Genomic DNA, 15,876 nt, shown 5'->3' with positions numbered 1-15,876 from the left:
CGCCGCGCGGCTTCGTGCGCGCGGGCTCAATAGGCCACCGCGGCGCTGTTGTTGCGGTTGTGGGACGCCGCGCGCAGTTCGCCCGTCTCCGGATCGCGCTGGATCGCCACCCACAGCCCCTCGCCGCCGAAGCGGGCCTCCATGGGATAGATCTCCTCGTACGCGTATCCCGTTCCGTCGAGGACCTCCGCCGGGAACTTCCCGCCCGGTATGCGGAAGGTCATTTGGCCGGTGGCGGGATCGGTATTCGGCAGGAAGAAGTCGGGCGTGTCGATCGCCTCATCCACAGCCATCCCGTAGCGCATCACGTTCAGAAGCCCCTGGAAGGTCCGGTGGTGGAGGCCGGACCCCATCGACGCGAATCCGAGCACGGGCCGCCCGTCCCGGAACAGGATCCCGGTCTGCGTGGGCGCGGGGAGCCGCGATCCCGGCTCGAGGCGGGCGATCTGCGCCTGCTGGAAGGACGCCGGATCGCCGATCGTGATCCCGTCCACGACGATCGCGGTCTTGCCCCACAGGACCGCGTTGATGCTGTGCGTGATCGCGGCGATGTTGCCCTCGGCGTCGATGGCCACGACGTCATCGGAGTGGCCGGGGCCGCGCGGCGCCCAGTTTCCGAAGGGCAGCCCGGCCTGGATGACGTTCCAGAGCCGGTCGGCGTGGTCCGGCGTGACGCGCGCCGCCGGCGTGAACTCGCCGCCGACGAGCGACGCGGCCAGTTCCGGCGGCAGGAAGTCGAGCAGCGAGGCGCGGGTCACGTCGAGCGCGGTCCGCAGGGCCTCCGGCGACTCCGTCCAGTGGCCCTCCGCCAGCAGCCCGGAAGCCGCCGCGAGCCGCTGCGCTTCGATCATCGCCACCCCGCCCGCGTTCGGCGGAGGGTTCGTGTACAGCTCCCAGCCGTCACCGAGGTCGGCCACGAGCGGCTCGTCCCAGATGACCTCGTAGGCCGCCAGGTCCTCGACGGTCATCCGCCCCCCGTCCGCCTGGATCGCGGCCGCCGCCTTCTCGGCCCACGGGCCGCCGTACATGTAGCCGGTCCCCTGTTCGGCCACCGCGCGCAGCGTCGCGGCCAGCGCGGGCTGGCGCAGCACGTCTCCCTCGACGTAGGGAGAGCCGTCCTCCTTCAGGAACGTCGCCTTCGTCTCCGGGAGCCGCGCGAGATCCGCGGCCCGCCCCTCCCAGTAGCCCTCCACCTTCTTCGAGATGGGAAAGCCCTGCTCGGCGACATGGATCGAGGGCTTGAAGATCTCCGCCCACGGGAGCCTTCCGAACCGCTCGTGCGCGGCCCCGACGCCCTTCATGAACCCGCCGACGAGCGCCGTGCGCCCACTCACGTCGGTACCGTACCGCCCGTCGGGAGAGGAGAGATCGATCCCGCCGGGGATGTTCGCCGGATCGTCCTCTCCGAGCACCGTGTTCCACTCGGCGTTCATCGTGTAGACGCGGTCCGTGCCCGCGTCGTAGTAGACGAGCGACAGGATGCCGAAGTAGCTGATCGGGGCGCCCGCGGTGAGCGCGACCTGCATGAGCGACGTCGTCATCGCCGCGTCGATGGCGTTCCCGCCCTGCTTCAGCGCCTCCAGTCCGGCGCGCGCCGCGAGCCCGTTGTACGCGACGGTGACCGCCCCGTTCTCCCCCGTCGCGACGCCGGCTTCCGTCCGGTCCACGAGCTGCGCCTCCATGAACCGTTCGTAGTCGGCGGCCCAGCGCTCCGGCGACAGATCCGGCTCCGCCTGGCACGCCGCCAGCACCAGGAGAGCGGCGAGGCACGCAAGGGGGCGACCGCGCACGGAGCCGCGCGCGGCACAGCTCACGGCCGGGCTCATTGGTCGGAGGTCGCGGACGGACGGAGCCACTGTTCCCACCATTCGAGCTGAACCCACATTCGGTGCACCATGCGCCACGGGGTCCAGCCCCCGTGGTAGGAGTCGGGATAGCGCACGAACCTGGCGGGCACCTGCTGCTTCCGGAGCGCCACGTACATCTGCTCCGCCTCCTCGATCGGAACCCGGTGGTCCGATTCCCCGTGGACGAAGAGGGTCGGCGTCGTCACACCCTTCGCGTGGATGATGGGAGAAGAACGCAGGAGGTGCTCAAGCCCCCGTTCCTCCCACGGCGGACCGTAGAACTCGCTCTCCTTCGTGCGCGGGATGTCCGCAACGGCGTAGTCGCTGACCCAGTTGGAGATCGAGGCCCCGGCGATGGCGGCGGCAAAGCGGTCCGTCTGCGTGATGACCCAGTTCGTGAGGTATCCCCCGTAGGAATAGCCGGTCACGCCCATGCGCGCGGTGTCGATCTCGTAGCGTTCGATCGCGTGGTCGACGCCGGCCATCACGTCGTCGTAGTCGTTGAAGCCCCAGCCGCCCCACGTCCCCCAGCGGAAGTCCTCGCCGTATCCCGTCGAGGCCCGCGGATTCGTGAACAGCACCATGTAGCCCTGTCCCGCGAGGAGCTGCTGGTCGAACGAGAAGGTGTTGCCGTAGGCTCCGTGGGGTCCGCCGTGCATCTGCAGGACCATCGGGAATCCGCCCTGCCCGGCGGCGTAACCGCGCGCGGGGAGCATCCAGCCTTCGACCTCGGTCCCATCGGGACTCCGGAACAGGAGCCGCTCCGGGCTGGACAGTTCGATCCCGGCGAGCAGGTCTCGATTCACCTCGCTCAGCCGCACCTCGTCGTCCGTCGGGGCACCCACGTCCGCGACCCAAACGTCACCCGGTTCCGTCGGCGCCGTGACCCGGAACGCGACGCGCGAGAAGTCTTCCGAGAAGGAGAAGCTCCCGAGTCGGCGGTCCCCGGCCGTCACCTGCTCGACCGCCCCCCCTCCCTCGGCGACCCGGAAGAGGTGCGTGTTGCCGCGAATGCCCGCGGAAAAGTAGACGTGCCCGCCATCGGCGCTCACGGTGGGGCCGCCGGGGATGAGGTCCCACTCCGCGGTGAGGTTGCGGAGCCGCGCCCCGTTCGCCGCGTCGAACACGAAGAGGTCGTTCGGCGCCCCGCGGTCGCGGGCTTCGCGGATGATGATGTCCAGGCCCTCGTTGCCCCGGACGACGAGGCGCGCACCGTCGGCGGACCAGGCCGGGGAGGAGTAGTTGTAGCCGTCGTCCGTGAGCCGCGTCACGTCGCCTTCGAGGTCGACGACCCAGAGATCCGACCGCTCGTACGAGTGCTCATCGCGCTGGTGCGCGTCCGCGGTGAACGCGAGCCGCCGGCCATCGGGGCTCCAGGCGAGCCCGGAGGCGTCGAAGCCAAGTTCCGTGAGCCGCCGCGCTTCTCCCCCCTCGGCCGGCAGCAGGTACACCTCGCGGGGAGGCGTTGCGTTCGGATCGCGCGGGTCGGGGAGGTAACCCCGCCGGTCGAAGCGATAGTTCATCCAGTCGTACTCGCGGCCGTCGAACCGCTCCACGGTGCGGCGCTCGAAGTCGGAATCCCACACGGGCTCCGGCGGTGGCGGGGGTGGCGTCGGTCGGGTGAACGCGATCCAGCGGCCGTCCGGGCTGAAGACCGGCGAGCCTCGCAGCCCCTCGAGCCGGAATGCCTCGCCGGCCGGCCGGTCCATGCGGAGGAACCACGTGCTCCCGGCGCCCGACCCGCCCGGGTCCGGCCGATTCGACGTGAAGACGAGGTAGCGGCCGTCGGGGCTCCAGCGGGGCGAGGAGGCGCTGAAGCTCGGGCTCGTCACCCGCGTGGCCTCCCCGGAACCGTCGGCGTCCACGAGCCGGATCTCGCTGTGGCGACGGTTGTCCTCCTCGAGGACCGACGTCACGACGTAGGCCACCCGCGACCCATCGGGCGAGAGGGCCGGGCTCCCCGCGTCCTTCAGCCGATAGTAGTCCGCGAGTTCGAGCGGCCGCCCCTCCTGCGCGACGAGTCCGGGCGCCGCGAGGAGCACGGCGAGGGGGATCGAGAGGATCGGTCGAGAGTTGCGAACGCGCATGGCGGCCTCCGAAACAGGCTTAGCGTCGTACCCGATAGGCGAGCAGGAGATTTCCGGGCATCTGGCTGAACAGGTCGTATCCCGAGTTGACGAGGATGTAGCCGCGCGCGACGACGGGTCCGGGTCCGTCGAGGGCGCCGCCCCGGCCGGGCACGCCGTTGACGGTCTCGAACTCGCGCGCCGTGTCGACATCCCACAGCAGCGAGCCGTCCTCCGTGGAAAAGGCGCGCAGGTGGCCGTCGAGGCTCCCGGCCAGCACCGCCCCGTCGATCGCGGTCGGGGCCGCGGAGAAGAAGGGCATGCAGCCGGCCCGGCCCTGGCACACGGACGGATCCGGGGGAGTGTGCCAGAGGACTTCGCCGCCGGCGAGCTCCAGGGCGTAGACGCCGGGCGTGGGCGGGTCCTCCGAGTTCATCTGCGTGGAGGCCCCGGACCGCGGGTCCGAGATGATGGCGAACGGGTTGTCGACGTTCGGCACGTAGGCCCGGCGTCCGTCGGATGTGAGGCCCCAGTGGACGCCGCCGAGAGAGCTTCCCCTCCCGACCCGGCGCGCCCACACGAGTTCGCCTTCGGCGTCGGGGTCCAGCGCCCACACCATGCCGGACTTCTGTCCGGCGATGAGGAGCTGGGATCCGTCCTCGGCGGTGACGATGATCGGGGCCATGCCGAAGTCGTGATCCGGGCCCGTCGGCGCGGGGCAGTTCTGGAAGCGGGGCGAAAGGCAGGACATGTTCCAGGCGTCGTCTTCCCGCCCCTGGAAGGTCCAGCGGGCCTCGCCCGTCTCCATGTCGAGCGCGGTGATCGCGTCGCTCCCGCCCGTCGTCGGCCGCGTGTAGTTCTCGCCGGTCCCGATGTAGAGGAGGCCGCGCGCGGCGTCGACCGTCGGGCTCGACCACACCGGCGCCCCGGAGGGCGCGAAGAGGCGGGTTCCGGCCTCGTTCTCTCCCACGTGCCGCGGTTCCTCGGCCACGGTCCGGAACTCCCACAGCGGTTCGCCCGTCGGCGACGAGAAGGCGGCGACGCCCCCGCTGGACGTGCAGCACTCGTAGGTCGGATCGCCGGCGCTGATGATCTCCATCGAAGAGAGGGGGACGAAGACGCGGCCCTCGTGGACGGTCACGCTCCCGGTGACGACGTGATCCGCGTGGGTTCCGGCAACGGCGCGCCAATGGAGGCCGCCGGTCGTCGCGTCGATCGCGTACACGTTCGTCCGGAAGTCCGCGAAGAAGGCGGACTGCCCGCCGTCGGGGCCGTCGCCGATCGCGATCGCGCCGCGCACGGCGGCGTCGCCCGCGAACACCCAGTGCACGCAACCGCTCTCCAGGTCGATGGAATACACCTCGCCGTACGCCGAGCCCACGATGATCCGGTCGTCGATGACGGCCGGTTTCGAGCGCACCTGGCTTACGTCCGGGAAGCCGAAGGCCCACGCGAGTTCCAGATTCGGCAGGTCGGCGGCGGTGAGCCCCGCGCGGGCCGGATCCGCGTAGCCCGTCTCGCCGTCGCCGCCGCCCCAGCCCGACCAGTGCACGACGCCCTCCTCGCCCGGCGCGCTCGCGCAGAAGGCGGAGGACGGGAGGCGGGTCTCGACCAGGGTCTCGCCGGTGAGCCACTCCGCCACGGCGCGGCGCTCGTCCGCCGTGAGATCCTCGCCGTGCCGGCGCATGCGGCCTCCCTCCAGCGAACTGAGGACCGCGCGGGGCGTCATCGCGCCGAGCGTGGTGAGGCCGGGGGCGCGCACCGTGCGCTGTCCGGAATGACATTCCGCGCAGGAGGCGGCGTACACCCGCATGCCGGGACTGTCATCCATGGGGGGCGGATCGAGCAGCCCCCGTGCCCGCGCCTGGGCGGCGGCCGGCCCGGATCCGGCGATCAGGGCACTGCCGGCGACTACGGCGGTGAAAGCGGCGGCAACGATGCGCATCAGGCGTTTCTCCGGAACGGGAAATCGCAGCCCGTGGAACATAGGCCCTCACGTTCCGTTGCGGGACGGCGCGACGCCAGCGGCGAGCCCGGTCCGCCGCTAGCGGCGGACGGGTAGCGCGGCCTCGATCACGCGGTGCACGATGAGATCGGCCACCGCGTCGGCCTGTCTCCCATCGTGATCGCCCGTGCCGCGCCAGTGGGTCTGGGCCACGACGACGAGCTGCCGATCCGGCACGACCCACACGAACTGGCCCCCGTAGCCCCACATCACGAACGCGGACACGTCGTCGCCGCCGCCCAGGCGGTCGCTCCAGGTCTGATAGCCGTACCCCGCGTCCCGCAGGACGTAGCCGATGTCGCCCAGCGAGACGAGCGGACCGATCTGCGCTTCCACCCACGCGCGAGATACGATCTGCCGGGACCCGGATCGGCCGCCCTGCAGAAGCAGCTGTCCGATCTTCGCGGCATCGCGCGCACGGAGCGCCAGCGCGGCACCGCCCACGATCACGCTGTCCTGCATGACCGGCCAGCGCTTGTGGTCGATGCCGAGCGGGCCCAGCAACTCCCGCTCCGCGAACTCCAGCGCGCTCCCATCGACCACGTTCTCGACGATGACCGTCAGCAGGTGCGATCCCCCCGTGTTGTATATGAATCGCCGACCCGGAGGGGCGACGATGGGCAGGTCGAGGACGTACCCGACGGGCCGGCCGGAACGGACCCACGGGCCGAAGTCCTCCTCGTCGGACCACTGCATGCCGCTCGTCATCGTGAGGAGGTCGCGCACGCGGATGCCGCCATGCTCGGACCGCCGCGACGGATGCGACAGCCGGTCCGTCATCAGATCCTCCGGGTCCAGGAGCCCGCGGCCCGAGGCGAGGCCGACGAGCAGCGCCGTGACCGTCTTCGTGACGGACCGCATGTCGAAGGCCGAGTCCCGGTGCATGCCGCCGAAGTATGCCTCCTCGACGAGCCGCCCGTTCCGCACCGCGACGAGAGCCCGGATGTTCGGCACGGCGCTCGCCGCATCCGCGAACGCGCCCCCCAGCAACTCCGGATCGAACCCCTGCGCTTCGGGCGTCGACGTGGCCCACGCCCGCGACAGGTCGACGGGCGCGGGAACCGGATCGGGTCCGTCGGCGGTATCCCCGGAATCGACGGGCGCGGCCGCACTGTCGCACGCCGCCAGCGCCGCCATGCAGAAGGCGGCAGTCAGGCGGGGCGCGCACTCCCTCCGGCGGCGCTCGCGCAAAGCCCGCCTACTCGCGGCGGTCCCGGCGGAAGGGCATCGAGAGCATCCCGCGCAGCGTCCCCCATTCCGAGCGGTCCACGTTCTCGAGCCCGAGACGGATCTCGCGCGGCTCGGACCGGAGCCGGAAGCTCCCGAAGGCCCGGTCCCAGAAGGAGAAGATGCTCGAGTAGTTCGAGTCGGTCTCCGGCCGGTAGTCGGAATGATGGACCCAGTGCATCCACGGCGTGACGATGAGCCAGCGCAGGCGCCGGTCCACCCGGCCGGGCAACCGCACGTTGCTGTGGTGGAAGAGGATGATGGGGAGAAGGATCGCCTCGTAGACGAGGAGTTCCGCCACCGTCACGCCGAGGATGGGAAGCACGGCGAGCCGCGCGATGGAGGACAGCACGATCTCCCCCGTGTGAAAACGGAGGCCCGACGTGGCGTCCAGTTCCGCGTCCGAATGGTGGACCTGGTGGAAGCGCCACAGGAACCGCACCTGGTGATTCAGCCGGTGCCACAGGTACTGCCACGCATCGAAGATCACGACGGCCGCCGCGAACCGCACCGCGGTCGGAGCCTCGAGCAGGTGAAGCAGCCCGAAGCCGCGTTCCCTCGCGGCCTCCGTCACGAACAGCGTGGCCGCGGCGAAGATGACGGCCGCCACCGCCGCGTTCCCCACGCCGAGGGCGACGTTCCGCGCTCCGTGTCCCGCCCTTGCGCTCCGCCCCTCGAACATCGGGAGGACACCCTCGACCAGCCACAGGATGGCGAGCGCGAGGGCGGCCCCCGCCGCCTTCAGAGTACCGGGATCGTCGAACACGGAAGCGAACATAGCCCGGCGAGCCGGATTCGGGCACGGGCCGGGGACCCGCTATCGGGCGGGCGCGACCCCCTCCGCGATACTCACTTCGGCCGCCCCGAAGAAGCCGAACGCAAACCGGTGCGGGCGGTCCAGATTCACGATGTTCCCGCGGATGGTGGCGGGCGGGATGGAGAAGGGGTTCGCCGACCCGAGCGCATTCTGCTCGAAGAGCGAGTAGTAGTAGTCGTAACCCAGCCTCGAGAGCGAGATCTGGCGGATCTCCGCGTGTTCGCCGGGCACGATGGCGATCTCATCGTTCGGCTGGAAGCCGATCACATCCTGCCCGTCGTACAGTTCGTCCCGGCTCACGAGATTGATCGCGTTTCCGGGGTCCGGCGGGATCTCGTTCACGCCCTCGACGAGTTGTTCCCACAGGTAGTAGTTCGGGACCCCGGCCGGATCCACGAAGTCGATCGCGGCCCGATAGCCTTCCTCGTCGATGAAGAGCGTCTCCTCTTCGTACACGAAGTACAGCGAATCGATCGGGGGGACCTCCCGCAGCCGAGCCGACGCCTCGTACACGTCGCCCCCGTACTCGAGGAAGAGCGTGTACGTCTCGCCGACGCTCGCGACGAGGTGTTCCGTCCCGTACAGGCCCGGCTCGATCTCCGGGAACGAGTAGGCCCGGCCGGCTCCATCCACGACCGTGACGATGGCGCCCGTTGCGGGCGGGGTCGGACGGCTGTCGAAGAAGCCCGCCGTCGTCGACAGCCGGATGCGCTGCCTTCCGCTCGGCGCATCGCCTGGCGCACCCTTGATGCGTTCGATCCGACCTTCCACGACGAGTCTCGGCTCCGGATCGGGGATGTCGACGTCCACGACCCGTTCGCAGCCCGCGGCCGCAAGACACCCGGCCAGCGCGAGCAGGCGGCCCGCCGTCACCGCGCGATTCCCGCCGCCGCCGCGCATCAGAAGTTCCACCGGTAGCTGATGCTGGGCACCAGGCCGAACACGGCCGTCTCCACCGCCTCGGTGACGGTGCGCGAGTCCCGGTTCTGGCGGAAGGCGATCGCCTGCGCGTTGAAGCGGTTGTACACGTTGAAGAGTCCGAACTGGAGTTCTCCCCGGCCCCACCTCCTGGTGGCCGACACGTCCAGACGATGATAGGCCGGAAGGCGCCTGGCGTTCCGCGGCCCGTACTCGCCGAGGATCAGGCCCGCGAACTCATACCGCGCGACGGGGTACGTCGTCGGCAGCCCCGTGGCGAAGACGAAGTTCGCCCCGAGGCTCCAGTCCTCGCCGATCCTGTACAGTCCCGTCAGGGCGAAATCGTGCGTCCGGTCGTAGGGAGAAGGATACCAGTCTCCCCCGTTGACCCCGGGATCCGCCGCCGTGAGCCCGGGCGTCCGCTGATCCGAGCGGGCGAGGGTATAGCTCGCCCATCCGGTGAGGCGGCCGCGGGTCTTTCTCAGGAGGAATTCCACCCCGTACCCGCGTCCCTCGCCCGGGAGAAGAAGCGTTTCGAGCCGCCGGCTGAAGTAGATGTCCGCTCCGTCCACGTAGTCGATCAGGTGGCGCGCCCGCTTGTGGTAGACCTCTCCGGAAAGCGCGTAGCGCCCCCCGGCGAGCGTGGTCACGTAGCCGAGCGCGAACTGGTCCGCGACATGCGGCTTCACGTACGGCCCCACGGGATCCCACAGGTCGAGCGGAGTGGGTGAGTTCGTGTTCGTCACCAACCGCAGGTACTGCCGCGTGCGGGAGTAGCTCGCCTTGAGCGACGCGGCGCCGCTGAGGCTGAAGCGCAATCCGAGCCGTGGTTCGAGGCCCCCGTAGGAGACGATCGTCTCCCCGTTTCCGTACCGCGTGCTGTCCACGACGGCGCCGGGCTCGTACCGGCCCAGCGCCGGACGATATACCACGGGCGCGTCGTTCTCGTAGCCGTAGACGGTGGCCGCACCCCGGCGGATGAAGCCGGCCGCCCGAAGCCCGTAGCGGAGCCCCAGGCGCCCGATCTCCGTTTCGTGCTCGATGTACGCCTCGGGAGCGATGCCCTTCCGGGACTCGAACTCCGTCGCGATCACCGCGGAGCCCTCGCCGGGGGCGATGTTCGCGGGCTGGATCTCGTAGCTGCGGAGCCCCAGTCCGAACTCCAGCCGATCCGACGGGCCCACGTCCCACGATTCGTCGACGGTTACGCTGAAGTTGCGGATCCCCGCGTCGAGCGAGGCGGATTGCGCGTTGAAGTTGTTCTGTATGTGATACTCGTAGTCGCTGTAGGTCACGGTCAGGTGGGAGAAGACCGGGCCGAACACGTGGTTCCAGCGCAGCGTGCCCGTTGCGTTTCCCCATGCCGCGGAGGCCTGGGTGCCGATCCGCAGCCGGTCGCGGCCGAAGTAGCCGGAGAGCATCACCTGGCCGGTGGCGCCGTAGCGCGCGTTCGCCTTGGCGTTGAGGTCGTAGAAGTAGGCGGCGCTCTCCTGGATCGAGGGGTCGCTCGACAGGCCCAGAAAAAGGTCCGCGTAGGTGCGGCGGCCCGCGACGAGCCAGGATCCCCTTCCGTCGAAGAGGGGTCCCTGGAGACTCAGGCGGCTGGAGAGGAGGCCGATCGTCGCCGCCCCCTCGAACTCGCGCGAGTTCCCCTCGCGCTGGTGGATCTCCAGCACGGAGGAGAGCCGGCCGCCGTAGCGGGCCGGGATCCCGCCCTTGTAGAGGGTGACGTCCCCCACCGCGTCCGAGTTGAAGGTCGAAAAGAGGCCGATGGCATGGGCCGGATTGAACACCTCGGAGTCGTCGAGACGAATCTGGTTCTCGTCGCCGGCGCCCCCGCGCACGTTGATCGCGGTCGTCGCGTCGTTCGCCGTGCTGATGCCCGGATAGAGGGTCAGCGTGCGGACCGGGTCCGCCTCCCCGAGGACAAGCGGGAGTTCGGAGAGGGATGGGACATCGAGCCGGACGACGCTCATGTCCAGGCTCGCCGGGTCGAGGTCCGGAGGTTCCCGGTCGGTGGTCACCGTGAGTTCCGACACGACGACCGGCCTGAGGGGGAGCGCAAAGTCGAGCGAGGTCGTCTCCCGGAGATCCACGGCTTCGGTCACGGTCTCGTAGCCGAGGCTGGAGACGCGGATCGAATACCGGCCGGGAGGCAGTTCGACCGAGTAGAACCCGAACCGGTTCGTCCCGATGATGAGGCCACGCTCTTCGATGTCGAGCCGGGCGGCCCGGATCACCTCGTCGTTCTCCGCCACCCGTACGTAGCCCGAGAGGCGGACCGGCTCCGGTTCCTGGGCGTAGGCCCCGCCGGCTCCCGCCGCCGCCACGGCCCCCTGGGCCAGGGCCAGGATCGTCAGCGCCGCTCTGCTCCGGAAACGAATGACGACCTCCCTCGCCCGCTCGTCCGCGGAGTTCAGCCGGGAAGCGTGAGGACCTGGCCCGGGTAAATCCGGCTACCGCTCAGGTTGTTCGCGGACCGGAGACGGGGCACGGTCGTGGCGTGGCGACGGGCGATCTCCCAGAGCGAATCGCCCGGCCTCACCTCATAGCGCCCTCCGCCGGCGACGTACTGCTGCTGCGCGCGTGTGATTCGCTCGACGTACGCGGCGTACTGCTGCGGGAAGATTGCCACGTGGTAGTGCGGGGGGCGCCGCTCCAGAGTCGCCTCGAGCACCCCCGAGCCCTCGAGCTGGAGCAGCACGCGCTCGAGCCACCCGCGGCACTTCGGGTCGGGGCGTCGCAGGTCGAGCGCCATGCCGGTGGGGTGTACGGAGCGGGGGGAGGCGTTTCGCGGCTGCTTGTTCTTCGGGCGCGTCAGGCTGGTGACGACGAGCCGCTCGCCGCAGGCGCTCCGGTACTGCCGGGCGAGCCGCGAGATGAACAGGTTGACCTCGGGCCGGGCGTAGGGGAACGAGAGATCGTGGAGTACGTAGTCCGCCGAGGCGGGCACTCGCACGAGATAGCCGGCGTTGACGAAGCGCTCGATCTGCGCGGGCGTGGCGATGTACGTGAAGTCGTGCGCGCGTGCGACGCGGTTCTGGCGGTCCAGCGAACTCGTGGACCCGCGGAGACTCTGTCCCGAGATCTCACCGGGCAGGGCCGCAGCGAGAAGAACGGACGACACCGCAACGAAGGGACGCCACTTCCGAAGGGACCGCGCGCCGTGGCGCGGCGACATCGTCCAGGTTTTCACCATGCCTCCACCCCGCTGATCCACCCCACCCGAACTGCACCCGAACCTGAAATATAAGCCAGCAGAGCTTCGACGTTCAACTTTTGCCGGTCGGGAAGCGTGCCGCGACGTCCTGGATCATGAAGAAACGCTCCCTCCGGGCGAGCGCTTCGCGGATGGCTTCGGAGTCGGCGCGGGCGAAGCGGATGGGCGTGCCGGGCCGGGCCTGCGCGAACGCGTCGAGCGCGACCGGGTCCACGGAGCCGAGCTTCGCGTAGCCGCCGATCGTGGGGCGGTCCCGCATGAAGACGAGCGGCAGGCCGTCGCCCGTGACCTGAACGGTCCCGTCCACGAGAGGCGTCGAATCGAGGACGCGCGGACCCGAACCCAGGGCGGGACCCGCCAGACGGCCCGCGGTTCTGTCGCTCGCCGGGTCGAGGGTCCATTCCGCGTCGAACACGCGCTCCCGGTCCGCCTTCGAGAACTCGGCCCACTCGTAGCCGACGATCAACGGCAGCGTCAGCGAGGCCGTCTCGGGCGGGACGAGTTCGCGGGGCACGCGCCGCACCGGACAGGCGCGCCCGGGGTCGCCCCAGCGGAGCGGTTCGCCCGCGCGCAGGGCCCGGCCGAGCAGCCCCGGCCATCCGTCGCGCACGACGGCCGACGCGGAGCCGAACGCCGTGCGGACATCGAGGCCGCCGGGGAACGCGACGAAGGCGCGCATGCCGGTCGCGCTGTAGCCGAGCCGGAGCACCTGGCCCGGCCGTGCCCGTACGGTGCGCCAGGTCCCCGTTTCGACGCCGTCGAGCGTGGCGGCGCAGTCGGCCCCCGCCAGCGCCACCGCCGTCTCGACGGCGAAGCGCAGGGCGAAGCCGCCCAGGGTGACCTCGAGCGCGGCCGCCGCCGGATCGTTGCCCAGCAGCCGGTTGGCCCAGAGGTAGGCGCGCTGGTCCATCGCGCCCCCGGGAGCCAGCCCGGCGCGGCGACCGGTCCGCCGGCCCAGATCCTGGATCGTGCACAACGGCCCGGGGCGGTCCACGACGCCGTGCGGGCTCATCCGCCCGCGGCCTCGTACTCGTCGCGGTCCATCGGGCGGAACCGGACCGAGCCGCCCGGTCGAAAGCGCGCGATCCGCTCGGCGGCGTCGGCGAAGAGCGCCGAGGGCACGCGGCCGATCAGACGCCAGCCGCCCGGCCCCGCCGCGGGATAGACGCCGGTGCGCCGGTCCGCGATCCCCACCGACCCCGCTTCGACCCGAGGCCGGGGCGTCGCGAGGCGCGGCATCGCGATCCGCGCGTCCACGTCGCCCATGTACGCGAACCCCGGCGCGAAGCCGGTCGCGAGGACGGCGTACGCCGCGCGGCTGTGGAGCCGCGCCACCTCCGCCACGTCCACGCCCGCGTTCGCCGCCACGTCCTCGAGGTCGGGGGCCAGTTCCGGGTCGTAGCACACCGGCAGCGAAACGGGGTCGCCCGCGTCGATCCGGGGCGTCTCCGCGAGGCATGCTTCGGCGGCCGCGGCCAGCCTGGACTCGACCTCCGTCGCGTCCCAACTGTGAGGCGACCCCTCGATTAGCAGCCGGCTAAAGGCCGGAATCGTCGCGCGGAGATCCGGCAACGCGTCGCGCGCGAGGCGTTCGAGTTCGAGAACGCGAGCGATGCCGTCCCGGTCGGGCGCCACCGGAAGCGTGACCAGGGCGCTCACGGGCCCCGGGAAGGTGATCACCGGCGATCTACGTCTTCCGCGGCACGAGTTCGCGGATGCGGCGGAGCACGGCCGTGGCGGAGGGGTTGTCGCCGTGAACGCACAGCGTCTCGGCCGCCACGGGCAGAGGACCCGCGGGCGTCTCCACGAATCCATCGACGAGATTCGCCACGTGGCCGGCCACGGCGTCCGGATCGGAGAGGACGGCGCCGTCGATCCCGCGCGCCTGAAGGTGCCCGTCCGCCGCGTAGGCCCGATCCGCGAAGGCCTCGAACGCCAGCGTCAACTCCGTGTGCTCCAGCATCGCCGCGTGCCGCTCGCGCTCCGGCGTCGCCTGCAGCACGAACGCGAGCGACGGATCCAGCGCCGCCACGCCCTCCGCCAGCCGCGTGAGAAGCCGGTCGTCCTTCATCATGGCGAGGTACAGCGCCCCGTGGGGCTTCACGTGCCGCAGCCGGACGCCCAGCGCAGACGCGATGCCCCGCAGCGCCCCGATCTGCGCCTGCACTTCGAGCACCAGCGAGTCGAGCGGCCAGTCCAGCCGCAGGCGCCCGAAGTTCCGCCGATCGGGGTAGCCCGGATGCGCCCCCGCCTGCACGCCGTGCTCAGTCGCCAGTTCGAGCGTCCGAGCCATCGTGTCGGGATCCCCGGCATGACCGCCGCAGGCGATATTCGCCTGGTCGATGAGCGGCATCACCGCTTCATCCGCCCCCTTCTCCCAGGGCCCGTAGCTCTCGCCCATGTCGCAGTTGATCAGCATGCGGGAAGATACCCGCGCGGGACGGGCGTTCGCACCTGCGTCTCGCCACGACGCCGCCCGGGACGCGGCATGGCTGGCGGCGCGCCGTCCGCCAAGCGAGAATCCCTTGTAGGCTGGTTTGCCGCTGCGTTTGTCAACGGGAGTCGGTGCAACATGATGCGAATTCTCACCCGGATACCGGCGATCGCGGTTCTGTCCGCGCTCGTCTTCGGGCTCGCGGCCGCGGATGCGCGCGCGCAGGACGAACATCTCGAGACTGCGAAACGCGTGCTGTCGAGCGTCCCCCTGTTCGACGGACACAACGACCTCCCCTGGGCGATCCGGAACGCGGAAGCGCCCCGCGACGTCCGCGCCTACGACATCTCGCGCCCCACGCCGGGCCACACCGATCTCGCCCGACTTCGGGCCGGCGGCGTCGGGGCCCAGTTCTGGTCCGTCTACGTCCCCTCCTCGGTCATGTGGGACGGCGGCGGCGCACGCATGCAGCTGGAGCAGATCGACATCGCGCTCCAGATCATCTCCGATCACCGGGAGGACCTGGGGCTCGCGCTCACCGCGGCGGACGTGATGGACCAGTTCCACCGCGGCAAGGTCGCCTCGATGCTCGGCATGGAGGGGGGCCACGCGATCGAGAACTCGCTCGGCGCCCTGCGGGCCTTCTACGCGCTCGGCGTCCGCTACATGACGCTCACGCACAGCGCCAACCTCCCCTGGGCCGACTCCTGCTGCGCGCTGCCCGAACTCGGAGGACTCTCCGCCTTCGGCAAGGAAGTCGTGCGCGAAATGAACTGGCTGGGCATGCTGGTCGACATCTCGCACGTGTCGCCGGGAAGCATGCACGACGCGCTCGACGTGACCGAGGCGCCGGTCATCTTCTCGCATTCCTCCGCCCGGGCGGTGACGGACCACCCGCGCAACGTGCCGGACGACGTGCTGCGCCGGCTGCCGGAGAACGGCGGCGTGGTCATGGTCACGTTCGTCGAGTCCTTCGTGAACCAGGAGGTCGCCAACTACGTCGGCCCGCAGGAAGGACGTCCGCGCGCCACGATGGCCGATGTCGTGGCGCATATCGAGCACATCCGCGAGGTGGCGGGCATCGACCACGTCGCGATCGGGGGCGACTACGACGGCATCGACCGGGGGCCGGTCGGGCTGGAGGACGTATCGACGTACCCCGCCCTGTTCGCCGAACTCTCCCGTCGCGGATGGACCGAATCCGAACTCCGGGCCCTCGCGGCCGACAACCTGCTTCGCGTCATGCGGGCCGCCGAAGCGACCGCGCGCCGGCTCCAGGCCGAACGCGATCCCTCCATGGCCACGATCGAAGAACTGGACGGGCTGGTGCCGTGAGACCCGC

12 protein-coding genes are annotated in these 15,876 nt (G+C 70.7%); 1 reads left to right on the top strand and 11 read right to left on the bottom strand.

Annotated elements, in window-relative coordinates; all coding sequences use genetic code 11:
- Window positions 1-26 precede the first annotated feature (26 nt).
- The 11 genes from ACOGI9_RS14745 to ACOGI9_RS14695 form a co-directional block, all read right to left on the bottom strand.
- On the bottom strand, window positions 27-1,826 hold the full coding sequence (locus tag ACOGI9_RS14745) for a gamma-glutamyltransferase (protein ID WP_419857856.1): 1,800 nt from the start codon (window positions 1,824-1,826) through the stop codon (window positions 27-29).
- Complete coding sequence (locus ACOGI9_RS14740) at window positions 1,823-3,934, bottom strand: prolyl oligopeptidase family serine peptidase (RefSeq protein WP_419857855.1); 2,112 nt, start codon at window positions 3,932-3,934, stop codon at window positions 1,823-1,825. Before ACOGI9_RS14740 ends, ACOGI9_RS14745 begins: the two co-directional genes overlap by 4 nt.
- A 19-nt stretch (window positions 3,935-3,953) precedes the next feature.
- A complete protein-coding gene (locus tag ACOGI9_RS14735) occupies window positions 3,954-5,858 on the bottom strand; it encodes a PQQ-binding-like beta-propeller repeat protein (RefSeq protein ID WP_419857854.1) in 1,905 nt (634 codons plus the stop codon).
- Window positions 5,859-5,957: 99 nt separating this feature from the next.
- Window positions 5,958-7,055 (bottom strand): serine hydrolase domain-containing protein, encoded by a 1,098-nt coding sequence (locus ACOGI9_RS14730; RefSeq protein ID WP_419857853.1) that lies wholly within the window; start codon window positions 7,053-7,055, stop codon window positions 5,958-5,960.
- Window positions 7,056-7,116: 61 nt separating this feature from the next.
- Complete coding sequence (locus ACOGI9_RS14725) at window positions 7,117-7,911, bottom strand: sterol desaturase family protein (protein WP_419857852.1); 795 nt, start codon at window positions 7,909-7,911, stop codon at window positions 7,117-7,119.
- Between the two features lie 51 nt (window positions 7,912-7,962).
- Window positions 7,963-8,874 carry a DUF4249 domain-containing protein gene (locus tag ACOGI9_RS14720; RefSeq protein WP_419857851.1) on the bottom strand — a complete coding sequence of 304 codons (912 nt, stop codon included), beginning with the start codon at window positions 8,872-8,874 and terminating at the stop codon, window positions 7,963-7,965.
- On the bottom strand, window positions 8,862-11,210 hold the full coding sequence (locus tag ACOGI9_RS14715; protein ID WP_419857850.1) for a TonB-dependent receptor: 2,349 nt from the start codon (window positions 11,208-11,210) through the stop codon (window positions 8,862-8,864). Before ACOGI9_RS14715 ends, ACOGI9_RS14720 begins: the two co-directional genes overlap by 13 nt.
- An 86-nt stretch (window positions 11,211-11,296) precedes the next feature.
- Window positions 11,297-12,076: a DUF5715 family protein gene (locus tag ACOGI9_RS14710; RefSeq protein WP_419857849.1), complete on the bottom strand. Its 780-nt coding sequence runs from the start codon at window positions 12,074-12,076 to the stop codon at window positions 11,297-11,299.
- A gap of 76 nt (window positions 12,077-12,152) precedes the next feature.
- Window positions 12,153-13,112, bottom strand: a complete 960-nt coding sequence (locus ACOGI9_RS14705) for a biotin-dependent carboxyltransferase family protein (RefSeq protein ID WP_419857848.1) — start codon at window positions 13,110-13,112, stop codon at window positions 12,153-12,155.
- Window positions 13,109-13,780, bottom strand: coding sequence for a 5-oxoprolinase subunit B family protein (locus ACOGI9_RS14700; RefSeq protein WP_419857847.1), 672 nt, complete (start codon window positions 13,778-13,780; stop codon window positions 13,109-13,111). The genes ACOGI9_RS14705 and ACOGI9_RS14700 overlap by 4 nt, the downstream gene beginning before the upstream one ends.
- 7 nt (window positions 13,781-13,787) lie before the next feature.
- The gene (locus ACOGI9_RS14695) at window positions 13,788-14,519 is read right to left on the bottom strand and encodes a 5-oxoprolinase subunit PxpA (RefSeq protein ID WP_419857846.1); all 732 of its coding nucleotides are present in this window, start codon (window positions 14,517-14,519) and stop codon (window positions 13,788-13,790) included.
- A 153-nt stretch (window positions 14,520-14,672) separates the two neighbouring features.
- Between ACOGI9_RS14695 and ACOGI9_RS14690 the strand changes: the two genes are divergently transcribed.
- Window positions 14,673-15,869 carry a dipeptidase gene (locus tag ACOGI9_RS14690; protein WP_419857845.1) on the top strand — a complete coding sequence of 399 codons (1,197 nt, stop codon included), beginning with the start codon at window positions 14,673-14,675 and terminating at the stop codon, window positions 15,867-15,869.
- Window positions 15,870-15,876 lie beyond the last annotated feature (7 nt).

The organism is Candidatus Palauibacter irciniicola, assembly GCF_965208695.1.
Taxonomy (GTDB): domain Bacteria; phylum Gemmatimonadota; class Gemmatimonadetes; order Palauibacterales; family Palauibacteraceae; genus Palauibacter; species Palauibacter irciniicola.
The sequence above is the reverse complement of the archived record's forward strand: the minus strand, read 5'-3'. Positions and strand labels throughout refer to the sequence as shown.

Bases quoted from the DNA above. Each gene is read 5' to 3' on its own strand.
- ACOGI9_RS14740 (WP_419857855.1), bottom strand. From the start codon at position 3,934: ATGCGCGTTCGCAACTCTCGACCGATCCTCTCGATCCCCCTCGCCGTG.
- ACOGI9_RS14705 (WP_419857848.1), bottom strand. From the start codon at position 13,112: ATGAGCCCGCACGGCGTCGTGGACCGCCCCGGGCCGTTGTGCACGATC.
- ACOGI9_RS14695 (WP_419857846.1), bottom strand. From the start codon at position 14,519: ATGCTGATCAACTGCGACATGGGCGAGAGCTACGGGCCCTGGGAGAAG.
- ACOGI9_RS14730 (WP_419857853.1), bottom strand. From the start codon at position 7,055: ATGGCGGCGCTGGCGGCGTGCGACAGTGCGGCCGCGCCCGTCGATTCC.
- ACOGI9_RS14690 (WP_419857845.1), top strand. From the start codon at position 14,673: ATGATGCGAATTCTCACCCGGATACCGGCGATCGCGGTTCTGTCCGCG.
- ACOGI9_RS14745 (WP_419857856.1), bottom strand. From the start codon at position 1,826: ATGAGCCCGGCCGTGAGCTGTGCCGCGCGCGGCTCCGTGCGCGGTCGC.
- ACOGI9_RS14735 (WP_419857854.1), bottom strand. From the start codon at position 5,858: ATGCGCATCGTTGCCGCCGCTTTCACCGCCGTAGTCGCCGGCAGTGCC.